Raw genomic sequence first — 22,214 nt, 5'->3', positions numbered from 1 at the left:
GCCGCAACAGGAGAGCATTTTCCCATGAACATCGACAAGTTCACCGACCGCGCCAAGGGTTTCCTGCAGTCCGCGCAGACCGTCGCCATCCGCAACAATCACCAGCGCGTGGCGCCGGAGCATGTGCTGAAGGCGCTGCTGGAGGATGACCAGGGCATGGCCGCCGGGCTGATCCGTGCGGCGGGCGGCAATCCCGATACGGCGGTGCAGCTGACCGACCAGGCGCTGGCCAAGATCGCCCAGGTGTCGGGCGGCGGCGCCCAGTCGCTGAGCTGGGACAATGACACGACGCGCATCCTCGACAGCGCCGAACAGATCGCGGTGAAGGCCAAGGATTCGTTCGTCACCGTCGAGCGCCTGCTGGTGGCGCTGACGCTGGCGACGACGACCGCGGCCGGCAAGGCGCTGGCGGCGGCGGGCGTCACCGCACAGGCGCTGAACACCGCCATCGAGGGGCTGCGCAAGGGCCGCAGCGCCGACAGCGCGGGGGCGGAGGCGCAGTTCGACGCGCTCAACAAGTATGCCCGAAACCTGACGCAGGCGGCGCGCGACGGCAAGTTGGACCCGGTCATCGGCCGCGACGAGGAGATCCGCCGCACCATCCAGGTGCTGGCGCGGCGCACCAAGAACAACCCGGTGCTGATCGGCGAACCCGGTGTCGGCAAGACTGCCGTCGTCGAGGGCCTGGCGCTGCGCATCGCCAATGGCGATGTGCCCGACGGGCTGAAGGACAAGCGCCTGATGTCGCTCGACATGGGCGCGCTGATCGCCGGTGCCAAATATCGCGGCGAGTTCGAGGAGCGGTTGAAGGGTGTCCTCGACGAGGTCCGGGCGGAAGGGTCGGACGTGGTGCTGTTCATCGACGAGATGCACACGCTGGTCGGTGCCGGCGCGTCGGAGGGATCGATGGATGCGTCGAACCTGCTGAAGCCGGCGCTGGCGCGCGGCGAACTGCACTGCATCGGCGCGACGACGCTCAACGAATATCGCAAGTATGTCGAGAAGGACGCGGCGCTGGAGCGGCGTTTCCAGCCGGTGATGGTCGGCGAACCGACCGTCGAGGACACGGTGTCGATCCTGCGCGGCCTGAAGGAGAAGTACGAGCTGCACCACGGCGTGCGCATCACCGACGGGGCGATCGTGGCCGCGGCGACGCTTTCCAACCGCTACATCTCCGACCGTTTCCTGCCCGACAAGGCCATTGACCTGATGGACGAGGCGTCGTCGCGGCTGCGCATGGAGGTCGAATCCAAGCCCGAGGAGATCGAGAATCTCGATCGCCGCATCATCCAGCTGAAGATCGAGGCGGCGGCGCTGGAGCGCGAGACCGATGCCGCGTCCAGGGAACGCCTGGTGGCGCTGCGCACCGAACTCGCCGACCTGGAGGAACAGTCGGGGGCGCTGACGCTGCGCTGGCAGGGCGAGAAGGACAAATTGGCGGCGGCGACGAAGATCAAGGAGCAGCTCGACGCGGCGCGGCTGGAGGTCGAGCAGGCGCAGCGCGGCGGCGATTATGCCAAGGCCGGCGAGCTGACCTATGGCCGGATTCCCGAACTGGAGCGCGCGCTGGTCGAGGCGGAGGTCGCCACTGCCAATGCGATGACCCGCGAGGAGGTCACCGCCGACGATATCGCTGCGGTGGTGTCACGCTGGACCGGCATCCCCGTTGACCGGATGCTGGAAGGCGAGCGCGAGAAACTGCTGAAGATGGAGGATATCCTGTCGGCGCAGGTGATCGGCCAGGCCGCGGCCGTCCATGCCGTGTCATCGGCGGTGCGGCGGGCACGCGCCGGGCTGCAGGACCCCAACCGGCCGTTGGGGTCGTTCCTGTTCCTCGGCCCCACGGGGGTCGGCAAGACCGAACTGACCAAGTCGCTGGCCAACTTCCTGTTCGACGATCCGCGCGCGATGGTGCGGCTCGACATGTCGGAATTCATGGAAAAGCACAGCGTCGCCCGGCTGATCGGTGCGCCTCCGGGTTATGTCGGCTATGAGGAAGGCGGCGTCCTGACCGAGGCGGTGCGGCGCCGGCCCTACCAGGTCGTGCTGTTCGACGAGGTCGAGAAGGCGCACGCCGACGTCTTCAACGTGCTGCTGCAGGTGCTCGACGATGGCCGCTTGACCGACGGGCAGGGGCGGACGGTGGATTTCACCAACACGCTGATCATCCTGACGTCGAACCTGGGCAGCCAGTATATCGCCGCCCTGCGCGACGACCAGCCGGTCGCCGATGCCGAGGCGCAGGTGATGGAGGTGGTGCGCGGGCATTTCCGGCCCGAATTCCTCAACCGGCTCGACGAGATCGTGCTGTTCCAGCGGCTGGGCGAAAGCGCGATGGCGCCGATCGTGGACCTGCAGGTGGCGCGGGTGCAGGGCCTGCTGAAGGATCGCAAGGTCACGCTGGCGCTGACCGATGCGGCGCGGCGCTGGCTGGCGCGGGTCGGCTATGACCCCGTCTATGGTGCGCGGCCGTTGAAGCGGACGGTGCAGAAGCATCTGCAGGATCCGCTGGCCGACCTGATCCTGCGCGGCGAAATCCCGGACGGATCCACGGTCAATGTCGACGAGGGTGATGGCCGGCTGGCGCTCCAGCCGGCGTGATCACCGGGTACCGGCTGGCGCGCCAGCCGGTACCGATCAGTTGCTGTTGGAGCGGCTGCGCGTCGAATCGACGAGATCGCGTGAGAACGCCTGGTTGGTGTCGTCGATATAGGCCCATTGCGCGCGGGTGTGGCAGGTCTTCTTGGCCTTCACCAGGCTGCCGGTTTCGACATCACGGCGGCAGACCATCTGCTGCATCGGGTCGGCGGCCGCAGCGGCGGCGGGCGGCGCCGGTGCAGCGGGGGTCGGCTCGGCCGCGACGGCGGCGGTGGCCAAGGCGAGCATGGCAGTCGCCAACATTGCGGGGATCATGCGCATCGAAAGCTCCGAACGGTTGAAGGCCGGACAATAACCTTGCCGCGACGTTTACGGCAAGGTGCCTTTCATGTTGCCCGTCGCAGATAACATGGCCAGATGATGCCCGCATGAGCCAGGCTGTCGACATCGCCGAGACTGTCTGCAACCCGCTATGGTTTGCCGACCGATATGACCCCGGCCAGGATGCCGTGCATTTTCGCTGGCTGCCGCGCGATGTGCACCGCACCGCCACGTTCCTGACCGATGACTATCTCCCGGCGGGGCAGGCGCCGCGGGTGATCCGGCGCGGCGATGCGCTGGCCGTCGGCGCGCCGGCCGCGCCGCTGCATTTCATTTTTCATTCGGCATTCTGCTGTTCGACCCTGCTGGCACGGGCGTTCGATGCGCCGGGGGCCGCCATGGGGTTGAAGGAGCCCGTCATCCTCAACGATCTCGTCGGCTGGCAGCATCGCGGCGGCACGGCCCGGGCGATTGCGCCGGTGCTCGATGCGGCGATGGCCTTGCTGGCCCGGCCGTTTGCGCCCGGGGAGGCGGTGGTCGTCAAGCCGTCGAACGTCACCAACGGTCTGGCGCCGGGCATGCTGACGATGCGGCCGGCAGCGCGGGCGCTGCTGCTGCATGCGCCGCTGCCGGTCTATCTCGGCTCGATCGCCAAGAAGGGCATGGATGGCCGGCTGTGGGCGCGCGACCTGCTGGTCAAGCAGCTGCGCGAGGGGCTCCACCCGTTCGGCTACAAGGTCGACGATTACCTGGGGCAGACCGACCTGCAGGTGGCGGCGCTGGGCTGGCTGGCGCAGCATGCGCTGTTCGCAGGGCTTGCCGGGCAGTTTCCCGAGCGGGTGCGGACGCTCGATTCCGAAGTGCTGATGGCGCAGCCGGCGGCGAAGCTGGCGGCGCTGGCGGCGTTCTATGGCATCGCCATCGACGTGCCGGCGGCCGTCGCCGGGCCGGCGTTCACGACGCACAGCAAGTCGGGTGCCGGGTTCGACGGCGCGGCCCGGGCGGCCGAGATCGATGCGGCGGCGGGCGTGCATGCCGACGAGATCGCCAAGGTGACGTTCTGGGCGGGCAAGGTGGCGGAAGCGGCCGGCGTGCCGATGGTGTTGCCGCTGGGTCTGTAGGTTCCGGCATGGGCCGGCATCGTGGGTTGCTCGCGCGTGGGACCAGTCAGGCGACCCCTGAAGGGGAGAAGGGCACAAAAGAAAAGGGCGGGTCTTGCGACCCGCCCTTTCCGTTTCAGCTGCGTTGCGCGGCCTAGAACTTGACGTTCACCTGCATCGCGTAGCGGCGGCCGATCGCGTCGTAGGTCGACGGGAAGGTGTTGCCGCTGTTGAAGGTCGTGCTGCCGGCCGAAGCGCCGACGAGCGGCGGCTTCTTGTCGAACAGGTTCGACACGGTCAGGACCATCGAGATGTTCTCGAGGATGCTGACGCGGCCGGTCAGGTCGAAGTAGTCATAGGCCTTGATCTTCTGGAAGGCCGGGAAGAACGCCGAGTCGTCGCCCGCGAAGTTGTTGGCTGCGGTCGGCGGTGCGGCATTCAGCGGCTCCTGGATGACGCCGTCGATGTGGCGCCACAGCAGCGAGATGTCGAACGCATCGAACCCGAGGGTCGTGCGCAGCGACGACTGCCACTTCGGCTGGATCGAGCCCGTGAACGAGCAGTTCGGGCTGTAATAGCCGACGCATTCGCGGTTGATGGCGCTTGGCGTTGCCTGGAACTGCGAACGGAAGGTGTAGTTGAAGTTGGCGCTGAGGCCGAGCTTCGCGAACCCGATGTCGTTCGAGTAGGTCAGGGTGGCGTCGATACCGTCGGTCTTGATGCGGCCGAGGTTCGACAGCGGACGCGGCAGGCCGGGCGCCTGGCCGTCGAGCGAGCCCGTGATCGGGTTGCGCACGATGGCAAGGCAGGCCGGGCTGGCGGCGCTGGCGGCGGTGATGTTGCCGAAGCAGGCAGCGATCGAGTCACCCGGCAGCGGGCTGGTGATCGCATCCGTCACGCCGATGTTGTAGTAGTCGACGGTCAGCGCCAGGCCGGGAGCGAACGACGGCTGGAACACTGCACCGACGGTCCAGGTGGTCGCCTTTTCCGGCTGCACGTTGGGGTTGCCGCCGCCCGTGGCGTTGGCCTGGCCGGCGTTCGGCTGCTCGATCGAGTTGACCGAGGCCGGGCTGGCACCCTGTGCAAGGCAGATGGCGCGCAGGTTGGCGTTGTTGCCCGGGTTGACGGCGTTGGCCGCCGCGCAGGGATCGACGCCGAGGTTGGTCAGGCCGCGCGACACGGGCGAGAACAGCTCGCCGATGTTCGGGGCGCGGATGGCGCGCGAGTAGTTACCGCGAACCTTGAAGCCATCGACCATTTCCCAGGTACCGCCGGCCTTCCAGGTGAAGGCGTCGAAGGTCGGGTTGTTAGGCGCATCGACCGTGTAGGACGAGTAGCGCGCGCCGGCTTCGAGCGTCAGGTTCTGGAAGAACGGCTTGTCCTGGACCAGCGGCGCGATGAATTCGCCATACACTTCCTTGACGCTGTAGCCGCCGGAAACCGACGGAACGGGGCCGCCGCCGCCGCCGAGCTGGCCGGATTCCGAGAAGGCATCCGGTTCGACCGAGGCACGGTACTTGCGGTATTCGCCACCGAGGGCGAAGCCGATCGAGTCGGTCGCCGACGGAATGGCGAGGCCGAGTTCACCGCTGATCAGGCCGCGGACCTGCGCCAGCGAGGTCTTGCGAACGACCGACGAGCTGGCCGACACGAAGTCGGAAGCAGCCTGCGAGATCGAGCCGTCCGGACCAAAGACGTTGAGCGGAACGCAGAGCGGGTTGCCGCTCAGGCAGGTCGTGGCGTTGGTGGCGTTCAGGGCTTCCTGGGCGCGCGACAGGATCACGTAACCGGTTGCGGTTTCGCGATTTTCGCTCTCGCCATAGTTACCCGACAGGTCCCAGTTGATGTTCGAGGTGATGGCACCGCGGGCACCGGCCTGATAATCGAACAGGGTCGTGGTGTACTCGCTCGAACGCGGGCCGAACTCCGTCGTGCGGCGACCGATCGAGGTCGTGACGCTCGGCAGTTCACGCAGCGTCGGCACGATGGTGGTGGTGCCATCGGCGTTGGTGCGCAGCACGTTCTCGGTGGCCGACAGGCCCTGGGCAGCGCGGGCGCACTGGTCGGGGGCGAAGCGCGGGACATAGGCGATCTGGCCCGAAGCGCTGGCACCGGTCGAGGTCTGGCCGCTGACGGTGGGAGCGACGTTGAAGGCGCAGAACTGGTTGCGCTGGTTGGTCGTCAGGAACGGGTTGCCGAGCGGAACAGTGAAGGTGTCCGAGAACAAGCCCGACGGCGCGATGATGGTGCGGACGCTGTTCTTGGAGAACATGCCGCGCGCATAGACTTCCAGGGCGTCGGAGACTTCATAGCTCGCCTTGGCGAACATGTTGAAGCGCTCGAACGGGGTCTGGAAGATGTTGAACGGGTTGAAGTTGAAGAACGCATACTGCGGGATCAGCGACGTGCCGTCCTGCGAGACCTGGCGGAAGCCGCCGTTTGCCTGGCCACCGGGGTTGGCGGCGAGGATCGGGATGATCGTGCCGTCGGGAGCCGTCGTGGTGCCGGTCTGGATGAACTGCGACAGCGTGTTGGGCGCGCCGTTGGTCAGGCCGCGGGTGCCGGTGAAGCGTGCCGGGGTGGCGGTACCCGAACCGCCGGTGACGCCGCCGCTGAAGGTATCGATGTTGTTGACCGAAATGTCGCGGTTGCCTTGCGAGACCGGATCGGCCTTCTGATAGCCGACCGACAGGACGGCGTTACCGCGGCCACCGTCGAAGTTGGCACCGATGGTGAGGTCGGCGCGGAAGGTCTGGCCATCGCCGCGCTCGCTGAGGCTGGTGCCCAGCTGCAGGTCGACGCCGCTGAAATCCTTCTTGGTGATGAAGTTGACGACACCCGAGATGGCGTCGGCGCCATAGGTGGTCACGGCGGCACCGGTCAGCGCGTCGACGCGCTCGACGAGGGCCAGCGGGATGTTGTTGAGGTCGACCTGGCCGGCGAGGCCCGACGGGGCGATCCGGTTGCCGTCGAGAAGGACGATGTTGCGGTTGGCACCTATGCCGCGAAGATCGACGAACGAGGCGCCGCCGTTGCCGTTGTTGACGGCCGAACCGATGTTCGGGACGATACCCGGGATGTCGCGCAGCACTTCTTCGGCGACGTTCGAGGCGCGCAGCTGGATCGTTTCTGCGGTAGTAACGGTCACCGGCGCCGACGAGATCAGGTTCGGGTTGCGGATCAGCGAGCCGGTGACGACGATCGTGCCTTCATCTTCGGCAACGGCGGCGGCGGCCGTGGTCGTCTGGGCAAGACCCGCGACCGGCGTGGCGAGCATGGCGATGATGAAAGTGGCGGCACCACCCTTCAGCGTCGCGCGAGTGCGTGAGGTCTTTGCAGAGATCACATTGATTTCCTTCGTTCAAATACTGTTGCGCGATGACGCCACGCGTCGACGTCACCTGACGGTGCCGCTTTCCTGTGACGAATGACCCTGCCCCTCAGCAGCGCACCGCTTCAGCCGTTATGGCCTAGGCGGTCTTGTCAGTTATCGGGGCATGTCCTGTAAAGCATTTGGCGCGCGCCAAAGCGTTTCGTTGCCGCAGTGTTGCGCCACAGCAACAATGCCATGACAGGCAAATAACGGTTTGGCGACGCCCGATCCGCCGATTGCGTCGTGGCTGTCAGCGCGGGTCGAAGGCCTTCAGCTCGGCTCCCGAGGCATCGAGTGCGGCGACGTAGCGGCGCAGCAGATCGCGTTCCACCATGGACAGATGCGGATTCCAGGTGTCGATGATCAGCACGGCGCGCAGTTCGTCGGTCGGGTTGCTCGCCTCGTGCTCGATGGTATCGTCGAAGGCAAAGGCCGACCCTTCGATCCAGGCCCGTGTTTCATTCCCGACACGGAACGAGCAGCCGTCGGGCACGATCAGCGGTAGGTGGACGATCGTGCGGATGTTGGTGGCGCCGGTGTGCGGCGGGATTCGCGTCCGCGGCTTCAGCAGCGAAAAGAACGCCACCGGGCCGCGCCCCGGGCAATCGAACAGCGGCAGCCGATCGAGCACGGCGGCGGTTTCGGGGCAGCGGGCACGCAGGCCCTCGTTGGGCGCCCCATGCTGGATCAGGAACTGGGCTGCCCAGGCATCGCTGCGGTTGAGCCCCGCCCATTGGTTGACCGGCACGCCCGGCGGATAGGCGACATAGGGCGCAAAGCCGGCATCGCCCGCAGCGAGCAGCGCCGCCAGCTCGGCGCGGATGACGGGGGTCGCGGCCTCCAGCTCGGCGAGCCAGGGGAAGTGGCGGCGGTCGAAGAACTGGTCCTGCGGCAGATAGGGATAGGCCAGCACCAGCGGCTGGTGGTGATAGATGCGGCGGCGGCCGAGCCCGATGTCGACGCAATGGTCGAAGCGCAGCCGGTCGGCCGGGTCGATGGCGGCGCGCGCCTCGGCGAGCGCGGTGTCGAGGCTGCCGGCGATCCGGGCATTCGCGTCGGCGAGCAATTCGCGGGCATGGGCGATGCCGGCGGTAAAGCCGGGGCCGTGCTGTTCGGCAGGATCGAGCGCCGCTATCAGTCGGGTGTACATCTCCAGCGCGCCGGCCATGTCGCCGGCGGTTTCGAGGTGATAGCCCTTGGCGAACAGCGCATGGCCGAAATAGGGCTCGCGGTCGAGCGCGGCGTCGAGCGCGCCGCGTTCTGCGGCGCGGTCGCCGGCGGCGCCATGCGCGGTGGCGAGGTTGAACCAGAGCAGCGCCGAGCCCTCGTCGGCGGCGACAGCGCGGGTGAGCAGCGCGACGGCGGTGGCGGCGTCGCCGGCGCCGAGCGCGCGCAGCCCGGCGCTGTTGAGGGCAACGGGATCGTCAGCGGCCATCGGGGAGTGCCTTTGCGAGCAGCAGTTCGGGATCGATGCGGACGTCGGTCCAGCTCGCACCCCAGTGGAGGTGCGGCCCGGTGGCGCGACCGGTGGCGCCGACGAGGCCGATGGTCTGGCCGGCGCGGACCTGGTCGCCGGGTCGCACGTCGATGCGCGACAGGTGGAGATAGGCGGTGACGAGCCCCATGCCATGGTCGATCATCACGAGGTTGCCCTCCAGCGTGAACGGGCCATCGGCGAGGCCGACGGTGCCGTCGGCGGGCGCCCGCACCGGGGTGCCGGCGGCGACGCCGAAATCGAGGCCGGCGTGTGGCGCCGAGGGGATACCGGCGAGGATGCGTTGGGAACCATAGACGCCGGTGACGGGCCCGCTGACGGGCGCGGCAAAGCCGTGGCGCCAGCCGTCACCGGAGCCGATCACGGCGCGGGCGGCGGCGATCCGGGCAAGTTCGGCGGGGCGGCGCGCCTCGAACTCGGCATCGGGGACGGGGCTTGGAGGCAACGTCGGCAGCGACTGGATGCGCCACTGGCGCGGTGCGATGGCGATCGACAGCGCTTGCGGGGTGCCGACGCTGCTCCAGCCGAGCGTCGCCGCCGCCGGGGCGTCACGGCCGAAGCCGATGATGAAGCGGCCATCGCCGGCAACGGCGACAGGCCGACCGTCGAGCGTCAGCTGCGCGGCGCCGGCCGGCAGCGTGCCGCGCAGCACGCCGCCCTGCTCGGCGACGCCATCGAGCACCGGCGCTGCAGCCAGTGCGACCAGCGCGATCAAGGCCATTCCCGGGATAACGCCCCCCCGACGCTGCTACATCTTGCCCCTACATCTTTCCCTTGTCGCGCATCTCGCTGAAGCGCGTCGTCGCCGCCGCGGCATCGACATAGGCTTCCTGCAGCTCATGGCTCCAGTAGCGCAGCGCCGTCAGGGCGATGCGCTTGCCGGTGACGGCGCAGGTGACGAAATCACCCGGCGCGATGACGTGGTAGGATCCGGACAGATAGCGCAGGCGCGCCGGTCGGCCGAGGGTGTCGAGCATCATAACAGTCTTCCTTGGACAGGCGTCCCCGTCGTCACCCGGGTTTCGCCATCGGCGAAGCGGATCGTCAAGCGGGTTTCGGCGGCGGCGGCCGCGGCGCTGGGCACCAACCGGCCGGTGGGCGACAGCACCAGCGCATAGCCGCGCGCCAGCACCTGGTCGGGCCCCAGGCTGCCGAGCAGGCGGCCGGCCTGATCGAGCCGCGCCCGGTCGGCGCGCACCGCATTCAGCAGCAGCGTCGGCCGCAGCCGGGCGCTGCGCGTGTCGAGCCGGGCGCGTTCGCGGGCCGCAACGCCGCGGGCGCCGCGATCGAGCCCGGTGGTGGCGGCGGCGAGCAGCGTCGCCGCGCGGTCGCGCCGGCCGGCGATCAGGGCGGGGCGCAGCGCCGCCCCGGCGCTCATGGCGCGGCCGCGCCAGCGGCTGGCGGTCGCCGATAGCCCGCGCGGCAGCCGGTCGAACAGATCGTCGGCGCGCTGGGCCGGCAATTGCAGCAGCGAGCGCGGGCTGGGCAGCAGCCGCGCCGCCGCGCCGGCGCGTTCGCGGCGCTGTGCCACGGCACGCGCCGCGGCGCGGTCGAGCCGCGCCGCCTGCATGGCGAGCGCGGCCTTCAGTTCGGCGAGCACCGGCACGGCGCGCTCGGCGGCGGCGGTGGGGGTGGGGGCGCGCCAGTCGGAGGCGAAATCGATGAGCGTGGTGTCGGTCTCGTGGCCGACGGCGCTGATCAGCGGGATGGCGCTGGCAGCGGCGGCGCGAACGACGGCCTCGTCGTTGAAGGCGGCAAGATCCTCGATGGAGCCGCCGCCGCGGGCGACGATGATCAGGTCGGGGCGCGGGATCGGCCCGCCGGGAGCGATGGCGTTGAAGCCGGCGATCGCCGCGGTCACCTGCGCCGCGGCGGCCTCGCCCTGCACGGCGACCGGCCAGACCAGGACGTGGCGCGGGAAACGATCGGCGAGCCGGTGCAATATGTCGCGGATGACGGCGCCGGTCGGCGAGGTGACGACGCCGATGACGCGCGGGATGTGGGGCAGGGGGTTCTTGCGGGCGACGTCGAACAGGCCCTCGGCGGCGAGTTTCAGCCGGCGTGCCTCGATCTGGGCGAGCAGCGCGCCGACCCCGGCCGGCGCCATTCGCTCCACGACGATCTGGTATTTGGAGCGGCCGGGATAGGTCGTCAGCTTGCCGGTGGCGACGACTTCCATGCCGTCTTCGGGCTGGAAGGCCAGGGTGGCGGCGCTGCCCTTGAACATGACGAGGTCGATCAGCGCGGACGCGTCCTTCATGCAGCCGTACCAATGGCCCGAGCTGTGGCGGCGAAAGCCCGACAGCTCGCCGCGTACCCGCACCTGGCCGAACGCCGTCTCGACCGTGCGCTTCAGCGCGCCGGCGATCTCGCTGACCGAATATTCGGGCGTGTTGGTGACGATGTCGTCCATCCCCGACACATAGGCGCGATGCGTCGCGGCGGAAAGTGGGCTGCGATCCTTGCCCGGCGGCGCTATGATCGGCGCAGGAGACGCCCGATGACCGAATCCGGCAAGGTTGCCATCGCCGTCGCGGTGATCGGCGTGCTCGGCACGCTGGCGGCGAAGTTGATCGATACCGGCGGCATGCCGTCGGCAGCGCCCGCGGCGCCGCCGCCGCCGGGCCTGGCCGGCACCTGGACCGACAAGGACGGCGATGCGCTGGTCATCGTCCAGACCGGCAGCAATTTCGCCGTGACGCGCTGGAGCTTTGCCGGCTTCGTGTCTGCCGGCGGCACCGTCATCGGGCGCGATATCCAGCTCGATTATCGCACCGACAGCGTTGCCGGCCATTGCAGCGGCGCGCTGGCCGGTGACGGGCGATCGGTGACGCTGGCCTGCACGGAACCCGGCAACAGCTATGCCCAGACGCTGACGCGCGGCGCCTGATCGCGCTTCGCGAAAAATCGGGCCGTTTCGCCGGTCGCTGCCGTTGCCGTTGCGCCCTGTCCTGTTAGAAGCAGCCGCATGAGTAGTATCGATATCCTGGTCCTGGGCGGCGGTGGCCGCGAACATGCGCTGTGCTGGAAGTTGCGCCAGTCGGAGCGGACCGGCCGGCTGGTCTGCGCGCCGGGCAATGCCGGGATCGCCGCGGTGGCCGAATGCGTCGACCTCGATATCACCGACGTGGCAGCGGTCACCGCCTTTGTCCGCGCCAACACCATCGGGCTCGTTGTCGTCGGCCCCGAAGGACCGCTCGTCGCCGGTGTCGTCGATGCGCTGCGCGGGCTCGGGATCCCGGCCTTCGGGCCGACCGCCGCCGCGGCGCAGCTCGAAGGCTCCAAGGGCTTTACCAAGGACCTGTGCCGTGCCGCCGGCATCCCGACCGCCGGCTATCGCCGCTTCAAGTCGGCGGCGTCCGCGCATCATTATGTCGCCGTCCATCCGCTGCCGGTGGTGGTCAAGGCCGATGGCCTGGCCGGCGGCAAGGGCGTCACCGTCGCCGAGACCAACGAGGAGGGACTGGCCGCGCTCGCCGACATCGATGGCCCCGTGGTCATCGAGCAATGCCTGAGCGGCCCCGAGGCCAGCCTGTTCGTGCTGACCGACGGCAAGACCATCTCGATCTGGCCGTCGGCACAGGATCACAAGCGGGCGTTCGACGACGATACCGGGCCCAACACAGGCGGCATGGGCGTCGTCTCGCCGTCGCCGCGGCTGACCGATGCGTTGCGCGACCAGGCCATCGAAACCATCATCAAGCCGACGCTGAAGGCGCTGGCCGAGGCCGGTACACCCTATACCGGCGTGCTTTATGCCGGGTTGATGCTGACGCCGCAGGGGCCGCAGTTGATCGAATACAACTGCCGCTTCGGTGATCCCGAGGCGCAGGCACTGATGCTGCGTCTCGACGGCGACCTGGTCGAGATCCTGCTCGCCTGCGCCGAAGGCCGCCTGCACGAGGCGGCGGCTTCCTGGTCGGCGGAAACGGCGGTCACCGTCGTCTATGCCGCCATGGGTTATCCGGGCGCGCCGATCACCGGCACGGTCATCGACGAGGTCGAGGCGGCCGAGGCGCTCGGCGTCCAGGTTTTCCATGCCGGCACGCGGCGCAATGCGGCGGGCAAGCTGGTTGCCGCCGGCGGCCGGGTGCTGGCAATCTCGGCACTGGGACATGATGTCGGGGAGGCGCGGTCGCTCGCCTATGCGGCTATCAGAAAGATCCGCTGGCATGGCGGCTTTTATCGGCGCGATATCGGGCGGGTATAGGCGGCGCGGCAACAAGGACGAACAGCGTGCAGATGAGTGAACGCCAGCAGCAGTTTTCCGGCACCGGCGAAGTCCGGCAGGGACAGGAGATCGATCCGGCCCGCCTCGACGTCTGGATGCGCGAGAATGTCGAGGGCTATGCCGGCCCGCTGACCATCGAACAGTTCAAGGGCGGCCAGTCGAACCCGACCTACAAGCTGCTGACGCCGAACCAGAATTACGTGCTGCGCCGGAAACCCCCCGGCATCTTGCTGCCGTCGGCGCATGCCGTCGATCGCGAGTACAAGGTCATCACCGCGCTGCACGGCCAGGGCTTTCCGGCGCCAAGGACGTTCGGCCTGTGCAAGGACGATGCCGTCATCGGTACCTGGTTCTATGTCATGGACTGCGTCGATGGCCGGGTGATCTGGGATGCGACCTTCCCGGACGTGCCGCGCGATGAACGCCGCGCCTATTTCGATGCGATGAACCAGACGATGGCCGACCTTCACATGGTCGACATCGAAAAGGCCGGGCTGCAGGATTTCGGCAAGCCCGGCAATTATTTCGCCCGCCAGATCGGGCGCTGGTCGAAACAGTATCTGGAGGACAAGGACGCCGGCGTGGTGCCGTCGATGGACAAGCTCGTCGAATGGCTGCCGAACAACATCCCGGCCGGCGACGAAGTCAGCGTCGTCCATGGCGATTATCGCTGCGACAACATGATCTTCCACAAGACCGAGCCGAAGGTGCTGGCGGTGCTCGACTGGGAATTGTCGACGCTGGGGCATCCGCTGGCCGATTTCAGCTATCACCTGATGATGTACCGGATGCCGCCGTCGGCGACGACCGGCCTGATCGGCAACGACCTCGCCGCGCTCAACATCCCGACCGAGGATGAATATGTCGCCGCCTATTGCGCGCGCACCGGTCGCGACGGCATTCCGAACCTCGATTTCTACGTCGCCTACAACATGTTCCGGCTGGCCGGCATCATCCATGGCATCCGCGGCCGCGTCGTGCGCGGCACCGCCGCCAGCGCCCATGCGAAGAAGACCGCCGAGGGTGTCGAGCTTCTTGCGGATCTTGCCTGGGAGCAGGCGCGCAAGGTCGGTGCATGACGGCAACGCCGGCCAAGCCCATCCTGTACCTGGCCTGGTCGCTGCAGCTTGCGGCGGCGGCGATCTTCCTGATGGCTGGGTACAAAAAGCTGACCGGTGACCCGCAGATGGTGGAAGTGTTCGCCACCGTCGGGCTCGGCCAATGGTTCCGCTATCTGACCGGCGGGCTCGAAGTCGCCGGCGCCCTTGCATTGCTGTGGCCGCGCCGCATCGCGCTGGGCGGGGCGGTACTGACGGTGGTGATGATCGGCGCCGTCATCGCGCACTTGACCGTGCTGGGCGGCTCGCCGTTGCTGGCCATCGTGCTGCTCGCCGCCTGCCTGATGATCACCGCGATGCGGCGCGACACGCTGCCCGGGCGCTGAAACTCGCGTTCTGCGCGGGGGACGGGCTTGCGCTACGCGCGGTGGCGCGTCACCAAGGCCCCGCGGGTGGGGCAGGGATCACGATGACAAAATGGCTGACGCTGGTGGTGACGATCGTCGCCGCCACCTTGCTCGGGATCTGGGCGGTGCGCCCGCCGGCGCCGCGGCCCGCCTCGGCACCCGCGGACGTGTTCTCGGCCGATCGCGCCATGGCCGATGTCCGCGTCATCGCCCGGGCGCCGCACCCGACGGGCTCCGCCGAAAATGCCGCCGTCCACGCCTATCTCGTCCGGCGGCTCACGGCGCTCGGCTTCAGCGTCCGCACCGTCGACGCGCCGCTGCCGCCGAAATCACGGGCGCGGCTGCGCGAATGGGGCAGCCCGGTGGCGGACACCGCCATGGCGCGGACCATCGTGGCGTTGCGCCCCGGCAGCGATCCGGTGTCGCCGCTGGTCGCGGTGATGGCGCATTACGACAGCGTCTGGGGCTCCCCCGGCGCCGCCGACGATGCCGCCGGGGTCGCCGCGGCGCTCGAGCTTGCCCGCGCCATCCCGCAGGCCAGCCAGCGCCGCGACCTGGCGCTGATCCTGACCGATGCCGAGGAATTGGGGCTGGTCGGGGCGCGCGCGTTCTTTGCCGATGGCACCGCCGGCGATCCGCTGGCGGCGCGGGTCGGCGTGCTGGTCAATCTCGAAACCCGTGGCGGTGGCGGCCGTGCGTCGATGTTCGAGACGGGGCCCGGCAACGGCGCGCTGATGCGGCTGTTCGCCGCCAATGTCGCCGATCCCGCCGCCAACTCGCTGGCGGTGAAGATCTATGAGCTGCTGCCCAATTCGACCGATTTCACGCCCGCCAAGCTGCGCGGCATCCCGGGCGTCAACTTCGCCTTCATCGGCGATGCCGGGCTCTATCATTCGCCTCTGGCGACACCCGATGCGCTCGACCGCCGGGCGCTGCAGCATCTCGGCGCCCAGGGCCTCGACATCACCCGCGCGCTGCTGACCGCGCCGGCGCTGCCCGAACGGGCGCCCGACACGGTGTTCAGCGACGTGCTCGGCACCGTCATCATCGCCTATCCGGCGTGGGTCGGCTGGCTGGTGCTGGTCGCGGCGGCGGGGTTCGCGTTCGTTGCCATTCGCGGCCGCGGCTGGCGCTGGCGCGAAATCGTCGCCGGGGTCGCCGATGGCGTCGCCTTTGCGCTGGCGACGGCGGTGCTCGCCTATGGCGCCAACATGCTGTCGGGGGCGGACCGCAAGTCCAACTATTATGATCGCCTGGCGGCGCTGCCGCGGCTGGAATGGCAGGTGCTGCTGCTGATGACGGCGGCGCTGGCGCTGACCATCGCGATGGCTGGCCGCTGGCGGGCGCTGCACGGCAACTGGCTGGGGCTGTTCGGCCTCAATCTGGTGCTCGCCGTCGCGGTGCAGGCGTTGCTGCCGGCCGGTGCGCCGGTGCTGGCCTGGCCGCTGCTGGTCGCGGCGCTGGGCATGGCGCTGCTGCCGCGGCTCGGCGTCGTCGCCCCGGCGCTGGCGGCCGTCTTCGGCATCGCCTTTGCCGGCAACCTGGCGCATTTCGTGATGCTCGGCATCGGTCCCGGCATGCCGAGCGTCGTCGCCGTGTTCACGCCGCTGCTGTTGCTGCTGCTGTGGCCGCTGCTGCCGCCGGTCCCGCGCCGTACGGCATTGCTCGCGGCGCTGGTCCTCATCGCTGTCGCCGCCGGGCTGGCGCTATGGGTGCGGACCGACGTGCTGGCACCCAGCGTGGCCGTCTACAGTCTCAAGAACGGCTACTGAAGCGAGGACAGCATCGCCCGCACCGGGGTCGCCAGCACCTTGTCGATCTTGCGGCCGTCCATGTCGGCGATCTCGAAAGTCCAGCGCCGCAGCGTGAAGGTTTCACCGGTTTCGGGCAGGTGGCGGAAATGTTCGAGCATGAAGCCGGCGACGGTTTCATAGTCGCGCGCCTCCGGCAGGTCGAAGCCCAGCCGGTCGGCCATTTCATCGGCCGGCAGCTTGCCCGAGAACAGCCAGCTGCCGTCGTCGCGCTCCACCGCCGGCGGGTCGCTGGCATCGTCGACGTCCGACCGGAATTCGCCGGCGATGGCGGCGAGCAGGTCGGCCGGCGTCACGATGCCTTCGAAATGGCCGTATTCGTCATGGACGAGGGCGATCGGGATGGCGGCGTCGCGCAGCACGGCGAGCGCATCGACGGCATCGATGACATCGGGCAGCACCGGCGCCGATTTGGCCAGCGCGGCGATGTCGAGCGGGCGGCCCTCGATCAGCGCCTGGACGATGTCGCGCGCCTGCAGCACGCCGATGATGTTGTCGACGCTGCCGCGCGCAACCGGCAGGCGGGTGTGCGGGCTGGCGGCGAGGTGGGCGCGGATCGCGGCATCGTCCATGTCGCAGTCGATCCAGTCGATCGCGCCGCGCGGGGTCATCACGCCGCGGACGCGACGATCGGCGAGGCGCATGATGCCCGATATCATCTGGCGCTCGCTTTCCTCGATGACGCCGGCGGTCTCGGCTTCCTGCACCACCGAGCGCAGTTCCTCCTCCGTCACCCGGTTGTCGCCGTGCTGGGCCTGGCCGAGCAGCTTGAAGACGAGTGCCGACGAATGGTCGAGCGCCCAGACCGCGGGGGTGGCGACGCGGCTGACCACCGCCATGATCGGGGCGACGAAAGCGGCGATGCGCTCCGGATTGCGCAGCGCGAACTGCTTGGGAACCAGCTCGCCGACGATCAGCGAGAGGTAGGTGGTGATGACGATGACGACGCCGAAGCCGATTTCCTCCGCCAGCGCCGGGCGAAAGCCGAACCACAGGCTCAGCCGCTGGCCGACCGGCACCGCCAGCGTGGCGCCCGAATAGGCGCCGTTGATGATGCCGACGAGGGTGATGCCGATCTGCACCGACGACAGGAAACTGCCGGGATTTTCGGCGAGTGCCAGTGCCGAGCGGGCGCCGCGCTGGCCGGAGCCGGCGAGCGCGCGCAGCCGTGGGCGACGGGACGACACGATGGCCATTTCGGACATGGCGAAAAAGCCGTTGAGGAGGATCAGCGCCACGATGATGGCGGTGTCCAACCAGGGGAAAGGCTGCATCGGCTCCGGGATTCGGCGCGGGGCTGGGCTGCCCGCTCGGCACCATGATAGTGGCAAACGGGCGTAGCGCGAAGGGGCTTCCGTTCATGTTCGGCTCACGCGCAATCGTTACCGAGCCATTATGCGTTAACGAACCGGCGCTATCGTCACGAAGATTGAAAAGGGAGCCGAGAATGGCCTTCAATACCAGGATCACCGTTGCCGTCATCGCCTCGTCGCTGGCGCTTGCCGCCTGCGTCACCGATCCCGACACCGGGCAGCAGACGCTGTCGCGCGGCGGCGGCGGGGCGCTGGCCGGGGCCGGTGCGGGTGCGTTGCTCGGCGCCTTGCTCGGCGGCCGCAACAATCGCGCCGAGGTGCTGATCGGCACCGGTATCGGCGCGATCGCAGGTGGCGCCATCGGTGGCTATATGGACAAGCAGGAGCGCGAACTGCGCGCCCGCACCGCCAACACCGGCATCGAGGTCGAGCGCCAGGGCGAGGACATCAACATCAAGCTGCCGTCGGGCATCAGCTTCGATTTCAACTCGTCGGCAGTGAAGCCCGAATTCCGCCCGGCGCTCGACCAGGTGGCGCAGACGCTGGCGACCTATCAGTCGACCTTCATCGACGTGTCGGGCCATACCGATGCGATCGGCACCGACGCGATCAACCAGCGCCTGTCGGAACAGCGGGCGCAGGCGGTGGCGGATTACCTCAGCTATCAGGGCGTCAACCGTGCCCGCGTCGCGACCCGCGGTTTCGGCAAGCAGTTCCCGATCGCGTCGAACGACACCGAGGCCGGCCGCGCCCAGAACCGCCGCGTCGAGATCAAGCTGTCGCCGGTGACCGAGCAGGATTACCAGGGCGCCCGCCCGGGCCAGCCGCCGCGGCCGGGGCAGCCTTATCCGCCCCAGGGTGGCTACCCTCCCCAGGGTGGCTACCCTCCCCAGGGCGGCTATCCGCCGCCGCCGCGTTATTGATCGCGGCCAGGGGATGCGTCCTGCGCCAGACTCGTCATCCCCGCCTGCGCGGGGATGACGGTCCGCAGGCGCCCTTCGATTCTCAGCCGCGCAGCACGCCGCCGGCCTTTGCCGCCGCGGCGATGATCTTCGCCGAAACCGCCTCGATCTCGGCATCGGTCAGTGTGGCCGCCGTCGGCTGCAGCGTCACCTCGATGGCCAGGCTGACCTTGCCGGCGCCGATCGCCGGGCCGGCAAAGCGGTCGAACAGGCGGACCCCGGTTATCAGCGTCTTGTCGGCTTGCGTGACGTCGCGGACCAGCGTGTCGGCCGGCGTCGTGTCGTCGATCACGAAGGCGAAATCGCGGGTCAGCGCCTGCAGGACGGGCGGCGCATAGGTCGCGCGCTTGCGGCTGCGGGGCGGCAGCGCGTCGAGATAGAGCTCGAACGCCGCGACGGGCCCCTTGAGGTCGAACGCCGCCAGCGTCGCCGGATGCACCATGCCGAAATCGGCGAGCACCGCCTTGCCGAGCACCAGCCGGCCGGCGCGGCCGGGATGCCACCAGCGATCGGCAGGCACCGCGACGCTCAGCCGGTCGACGGGCGCGCCGAGCACGGCGAGCGCTGCGAGCGCCTCGGCCTTGGCAGCATAGGCGTCGAACGCCGTGGCGCTGCCGGTCTGCCAGCCGCGCGGGCGGGCCTCACCGGCCAGCAGCAGCGCTGCCGTCGCATGCTCGCCATCGGCGAGATAGCGCTGGCCGAGCTCGAACAGCCGCACGCCCGGCTGGCCGCGATCGGCGTTGCGCCGCGCCGCCGACAACAGCCCGGGCAGCAGCGACGGCCGCATGGCGGCCAGATCGGCGGAAATCGGGTTGGCCAGCGTCCAGGCGGCGCCGCCGAAGGCATCGGCCTCGCGCGGCGGCAGGAAGCTCCAGGTGATCGCCTCGTCGGCACCGCGGGCGGCGAGCGCGCGGCGCAGGCGGCGCTCCTGCTTCTGGGCAGCGGTCGCGGTCGGCAGTGCGACGCCCTCGCGGCGCGGCAGCGGCGTCGCCGGCACACGGTCGAGGCCGTGGATGCGGACGATCTCCTCGACGATATCGGCCTCGCCGTCCCAGCTTTCGGTGGCGCCGGCGACGCCGACATCGCGGCGCCAGCTCGGCACGGTGATGGTCCAGCTGTCGCCGCGGACGACGCCGAAACCGAGGCGCGCAAGAATGTCGGCCTGCTCGTCTTCGGCGACATCGATGCCGGCAAGGCCGAGCACCCGCGACGGGCGGTATTGCACGGTGCGTGTCGCAACCGGCGCAACGCCGGCGCGGGCGATCTCGCTGGCGCTCCCGCCGCAAAGTTCGCGCACCAGATGCGTCGCGACGGCCAGGCCGTCGTCGAGGAACGCTGGGTCGACGCCGCGTTCGAAGCGCGAGCGGGCATCGCTGGTCAGCATCAGCTTCTGCCCGGTGCGGGCGATGCTGTCGGGATCGAAATAGGCGCATTCGATCAGCACGTCGGTGGTGTCCGGCGCACAGCCCGAATGCATGCCGCCCATGATGCCGCCGATGTCATGGACTTGCGTGTCGTCGGCGATGACGGTCATGGTGTCGTCGACGGCATAGGTCTTGCCGTTCAGCGCCAGCACCTGTTCGCCGGCGCGGGCCTTCCTCGCGACGAGCGCGCCGGTCAGCTTGGCGCGGTCGTAGACGTGGAGCGGCCGGCCGAGGTCGAACATCACGAAATTGGTGATGTCGACCAGCGCCGAGATCGGCTTTTGCCCGATGCTTTTCAGCTTTTTCTGCATCCAGGCATGCGACGGCCCGTTGGTCACCCCGCTGACAGTGCAGGCGTGGAAGGCCGGGCAGCCGGCGGGGTCGTCGGTGCGGATGTCGGGGCCGGCGCCCGAACGCGGCACGTCGAAACCGGTGACGCGATAGGCATCAGCGAGCGTCTTCAGCCGGCCAACGCCGATGGCGGCGAGATCGCGGGCGATGCCGCGCACGCCCATGCAATCCTGACGGTTGGGGTTGATCGCCACGTCGAACACCGGGTCGGCGAGATCGGCATAGTCGACATAGCGCGCGCCGACGGGGGCGTCGTCGGGCAGGGCGATGATGCCGTCATGTTCTTCCGACAGTTCCAGCTCGCGCATCGAGCACATCATGCCGCGCGATTCGACCCCGCGGATGGCGGCAACCTTCAGCGTGATGTCGCTGCCGGGAACATATGTCCCCGGGGCGCCGAACACGCCCTTCATGCCGGCCCGCGCATTGGGGGCGCCGCAGACGACCTGCACCGGGGCGCCGGCGCCGGTATCGACGCTGAGCACCTGCAGCTTGTCGGCCTGGGGGTGGCGTTCCGCCGTCAGCACATGGGCGATGGTGAAGGGGGCGAGCCGCGCCGACGGGTCGTCGATGCCTTCGACCTCGAGGCCCAGTGACGTCAGCGCGACCGAGATCGCCTCGACACCGGCGTCGGTATCGAGATGCTCCTTGAGCCAGGACAGGGTGAACTTCATGCCGAGACTCCGCCGCTGAGCGTCGGGACATCGAAAGCCGAGAAGCCGTGGTGCTTCAGCCAGCGCAGGTCGGCGTCGAAGAACGGCCGCAGGTCGTTCATGCCGTATTTGAGCATCGCCAGCCGGTCGATGCCGCAGCCGAAGGCAAAGCCCTGATAGACGGTCGGGTCGAGGCCGCAGGCGGCGATGACGCGCGGGTGGACCATGCCGCTGCCCAGCACCTCCAGCCATTTGTCGACGGCGTCGCCGCTCGCCGGCTTGTTGGTCTTCGACGAATAGCCGACATCGACCTCCACCGATGGCTCGGTGAAGGGGAAATAGCTCGGGCGGAAGCGCAGCGTGACGTCGTCGACCTCGAAGAAGGCCTTGATGAAGGTTTCGAGCGTCCAGCGCAGGTTGGCGAGCGTCGTCCCCTTGTCGATCACCATGCCTTCGATCTGGTGGAACATCGGCGTGTGGGTGGCATCGCTGTCGCTGCGATAGACACGGCCGGGCGCGATGATGCGGATCGGCGGCTCCTGCGTCATCATCGTGCGGATCTGCAGGTTCGACGTATGGGTGCGCAGCACCAGCTTTCTGTCGCCATCGGGCTGTTCGGCGACGTAGAAGGTGTCGTGCATGGCCCGCGCCGGATGGCTTTCCGGCATGTTGAGCGCGGTGAAATTGTGCCAGTCGTCCTCGATCTCCGGCCCGGCGACGACGGTGAAGCCCAGGTCGGCGAAGATCTCGGCAAGCTCGTCCATGACCTGGCTGACCGGGTGGATGCTGCCCTGCGGCGGCAGTGCCACCGGCAGCGTCATGTCCTGGCGCTCGGCGGCGAGGCGGGCATCGAGCGCGGCGCTTTCGAGCGCGGTCTTGCGGGCGGCCAGCGCCGCGGTGATCGCCTCGCGCAGGCCGTTGAGGCGCGGGCCCTGCACCTGGCGATCTTCGGGCGACATGCCGCCCAATGTCTTCAGCAGCGCGGTGACGCTGCCGGACTTGCCCATCGCGGCGACGCGGACGGTTTCCAGCGCCTCGGGGGCAGCGGCGTCGGCAATCTGGCCGAGGATGTCGGCCTGCAGGCTGTCGGTATCGGTGGTCATTGTCTCTCCCCGGG

17 protein-coding genes are annotated in these 22,214 nt (G+C 68.9%); 8 read left to right on the top strand and 9 right to left on the bottom strand.

All coding sequences use genetic code 11. From position 1 onward, the window contains the following. The first annotated feature begins 24 nt into the window (after positions 1-24). On the top strand, positions 25-2,601 hold the full coding sequence (gene clpB / locus ACP7AI_RS14420) for an ATP-dependent chaperone ClpB (RefSeq protein ID WP_426168735.1): 2,577 nt from the start codon (positions 25-27) through the stop codon (positions 2,599-2,601). Between the two features lie 36 nt (positions 2,602-2,637). Here the strand turns inward: clpB and ACP7AI_RS14415 are convergent, their stop codons facing one another. Continuing rightward, complete coding sequence (locus ACP7AI_RS14415) at positions 2,638-2,901, bottom strand: hypothetical protein (protein ID WP_426168733.1); 264 nt, start codon at positions 2,899-2,901, stop codon at positions 2,638-2,640. 125 nt (positions 2,902-3,026) lie between these two features. Between ACP7AI_RS14415 and ACP7AI_RS14410 the strand changes: the two genes are divergently transcribed. After that, positions 3,027-4,040 (top strand): hypothetical protein, encoded by a 1,014-nt coding sequence (locus ACP7AI_RS14410; protein ID WP_426168730.1) that lies wholly within the window; start codon positions 3,027-3,029, stop codon positions 4,038-4,040. 133 nt (positions 4,041-4,173) lie between these two features. On the opposite strand, the gene ACP7AI_RS14405 is transcribed toward ACP7AI_RS14410, so the two are convergent. From ACP7AI_RS14405 to xseA, 5 genes are all read right to left on the bottom strand, one after another. Then, positions 4,174-7,296: a TonB-dependent receptor domain-containing protein gene (locus ACP7AI_RS14405; RefSeq protein ID WP_426170142.1), complete on the bottom strand. Its 3,123-nt coding sequence runs from the start codon at positions 7,294-7,296 to the stop codon at positions 4,174-4,176. A 346-nt stretch (positions 7,297-7,642) separates the two neighbouring features. Continuing rightward, the gene (locus ACP7AI_RS14400) at positions 7,643-8,827 is read right to left on the bottom strand and encodes an aspartyl/asparaginyl beta-hydroxylase domain-containing protein (protein WP_426168727.1); all 1,185 of its coding nucleotides are present in this window, start codon (positions 8,825-8,827) and stop codon (positions 7,643-7,645) included. Continuing rightward, positions 8,817-9,608: a M23 family metallopeptidase gene (locus ACP7AI_RS14395; RefSeq protein WP_426168724.1), complete on the bottom strand. Its 792-nt coding sequence runs from the start codon at positions 9,606-9,608 to the stop codon at positions 8,817-8,819. The genes ACP7AI_RS14400 and ACP7AI_RS14395 overlap by 11 nt, the downstream gene beginning before the upstream one ends. Positions 9,609-9,648: 40 nt before the next feature. Continuing rightward, a complete protein-coding gene (locus ACP7AI_RS14390) occupies positions 9,649-9,867 on the bottom strand; it encodes a DUF2093 domain-containing protein (RefSeq protein WP_426168721.1) in 219 nt (72 codons plus the stop codon). After that, positions 9,864-11,300, bottom strand: a complete 1,437-nt coding sequence (gene xseA / locus ACP7AI_RS14385) for an exodeoxyribonuclease VII large subunit (protein WP_426168719.1) — start codon at positions 11,298-11,300, stop codon at positions 9,864-9,866. The genes ACP7AI_RS14390 and xseA overlap by 4 nt, the downstream gene beginning before the upstream one ends. 87 nt (positions 11,301-11,387) lie before the next feature. Between xseA and ACP7AI_RS14380 the strand changes: the two genes are divergently transcribed. The 5 genes from ACP7AI_RS14380 (at position 11,388) to ACP7AI_RS14360 (ending at position 16,355) form a co-directional block, all read left to right on the top strand. Then, entirely contained in the window at positions 11,388-11,777 is a 390-nt protein-coding gene (locus ACP7AI_RS14380; protein WP_426168716.1) for a hypothetical protein, read from the top strand. Positions 11,778-11,864: 87 nt separating this feature from the next. After that, positions 11,865-13,097, top strand: coding sequence for a phosphoribosylamine--glycine ligase (purD, locus tag ACP7AI_RS14375; RefSeq protein ID WP_426170139.1), 1,233 nt, complete (start codon positions 11,865-11,867; stop codon positions 13,095-13,097). Positions 13,098-13,129: 32 nt separating this feature from the next. Then, on the top strand, positions 13,130-14,197 hold the full coding sequence (locus ACP7AI_RS14370) for a phosphotransferase family protein (protein WP_426170137.1): 1,068 nt from the start codon (positions 13,130-13,132) through the stop codon (positions 14,195-14,197). Then, on the top strand, positions 14,194-14,562 hold the full coding sequence (locus ACP7AI_RS14365) for a DoxX family protein (protein ID WP_426168713.1): 369 nt from the start codon (positions 14,194-14,196) through the stop codon (positions 14,560-14,562). Before ACP7AI_RS14370 ends, ACP7AI_RS14365 begins: the two co-directional genes overlap by 4 nt. Before the next feature lie 83 nt (positions 14,563-14,645). After that, positions 14,646-16,355, top strand: a complete 1,710-nt coding sequence (locus ACP7AI_RS14360) for a M20/M25/M40 family metallo-hydrolase (RefSeq protein WP_426168710.1) — start codon at positions 14,646-14,648, stop codon at positions 16,353-16,355. Here ACP7AI_RS14360 and ACP7AI_RS14355 read toward each other — a convergent pair. Beyond that, positions 16,349-17,668 (bottom strand): hemolysin family protein, encoded by a 1,320-nt coding sequence (locus tag ACP7AI_RS14355; protein WP_426168707.1) that lies wholly within the window; start codon positions 17,666-17,668, stop codon positions 16,349-16,351. The two genes, ACP7AI_RS14360 and ACP7AI_RS14355, sit on opposite strands and share 7 nt — an antisense overlap. Positions 17,669-17,841: 173 nt before the next feature. Here ACP7AI_RS14355 and ACP7AI_RS14350 point away from each other — a divergent pair, with 173 nt between their 5' ends. After that, entirely contained in the window at positions 17,842-18,630 is a 789-nt protein-coding gene (locus tag ACP7AI_RS14350; protein WP_426168705.1) for an OmpA family protein, read from the top strand. Between the two features lie 82 nt (positions 18,631-18,712). Here the strand turns inward: ACP7AI_RS14350 and pheT are convergent, their stop codons facing one another. Then, positions 18,713-21,118, bottom strand: coding sequence for a phenylalanine--tRNA ligase subunit beta (gene pheT, locus ACP7AI_RS14345; RefSeq protein ID WP_426168704.1), 2,406 nt, complete (start codon positions 21,116-21,118; stop codon positions 18,713-18,715). Then, positions 21,115-22,200 (bottom strand): phenylalanine--tRNA ligase subunit alpha, encoded by a 1,086-nt coding sequence (gene pheS / locus ACP7AI_RS14340; RefSeq protein WP_426168701.1) that lies wholly within the window; start codon positions 22,198-22,200, stop codon positions 21,115-21,117. The genes pheT and pheS overlap by 4 nt, the downstream gene beginning before the upstream one ends. Positions 22,201-22,214: the final 14 nt, after the last annotated feature.

The organism is Sandarakinorhabdus sp. DWP1-3-1 (assembly GCF_049896705.1).
Classification (GTDB): Bacteria; Pseudomonadota; Alphaproteobacteria; order Sphingomonadales; family Sphingomonadaceae; genus Sandarakinorhabdus.
The sequence above is the reverse complement of the archived record's forward strand: the minus strand, read 5'-3'. Positions and strand labels throughout refer to the sequence as shown.

Bases quoted from the DNA above. Each gene is read 5' to 3' on its own strand.
- clpB (WP_426168735.1), top strand. From the start codon at position 25: ATGAACATCGACAAGTTCACCGACCGCGCCAAGGGTTTCCTGCAGTCC.
- ACP7AI_RS14415 (WP_426168733.1), bottom strand. From the start codon at position 2,901: ATGTTGGCGACTGCCATGCTCGCCTTGGCCACCGCCGCCGTCGCGGCC.
- ACP7AI_RS14410 (WP_426168730.1), top strand. From the start codon at position 3,027: ATGAGCCAGGCTGTCGACATCGCCGAGACTGTCTGCAACCCGCTATGG.
- ACP7AI_RS14405 (WP_426170142.1), bottom strand. From the start codon at position 7,296: ATGCTCGCCACGCCGGTCGCGGGTCTTGCCCAGACGACCACGGCCGCC.
- ACP7AI_RS14400 (WP_426168727.1), bottom strand. From the start codon at position 8,827: ATGGCCGCTGACGATCCCGTTGCCCTCAACAGCGCCGGGCTGCGCGCG.
- ACP7AI_RS14395 (WP_426168724.1), bottom strand. From the start codon at position 9,608: ATGGCCTTGATCGCGCTGGTCGCACTGGCTGCAGCGCCGGTGCTCGAT.
- ACP7AI_RS14390 (WP_426168721.1), bottom strand. From the start codon at position 9,867: ATGATGCTCGACACCCTCGGCCGACCGGCGCGCCTGCGCTATCTGTCC.
- xseA (WP_426168719.1), bottom strand. From the start codon at position 11,300: ATGGACGACATCGTCACCAACACGCCCGAATATTCGGTCAGCGAGATC.
- ACP7AI_RS14380 (WP_426168716.1), top strand. From the start codon at position 11,388: ATGACCGAATCCGGCAAGGTTGCCATCGCCGTCGCGGTGATCGGCGTG.
- ACP7AI_RS14370 (WP_426170137.1), top strand. From the start codon at position 13,130: ATGAGTGAACGCCAGCAGCAGTTTTCCGGCACCGGCGAAGTCCGGCAG.
- ACP7AI_RS14365 (WP_426168713.1), top strand. From the start codon at position 14,194: ATGACGGCAACGCCGGCCAAGCCCATCCTGTACCTGGCCTGGTCGCTG.
- ACP7AI_RS14360 (WP_426168710.1), top strand. From the start codon at position 14,646: ATGACAAAATGGCTGACGCTGGTGGTGACGATCGTCGCCGCCACCTTG.
- ACP7AI_RS14355 (WP_426168707.1), bottom strand. From the start codon at position 17,668: ATGCAGCCTTTCCCCTGGTTGGACACCGCCATCATCGTGGCGCTGATC.
- ACP7AI_RS14350 (WP_426168705.1), top strand. From the start codon at position 17,842: ATGGCCTTCAATACCAGGATCACCGTTGCCGTCATCGCCTCGTCGCTG.
- pheT (WP_426168704.1), bottom strand. From the start codon at position 21,118: ATGAAGTTCACCCTGTCCTGGCTCAAGGAGCATCTCGATACCGACGCC.
- pheS (WP_426168701.1), bottom strand. From the start codon at position 22,200: ATGACCACCGATACCGACAGCCTGCAGGCCGACATCCTCGGCCAGATT.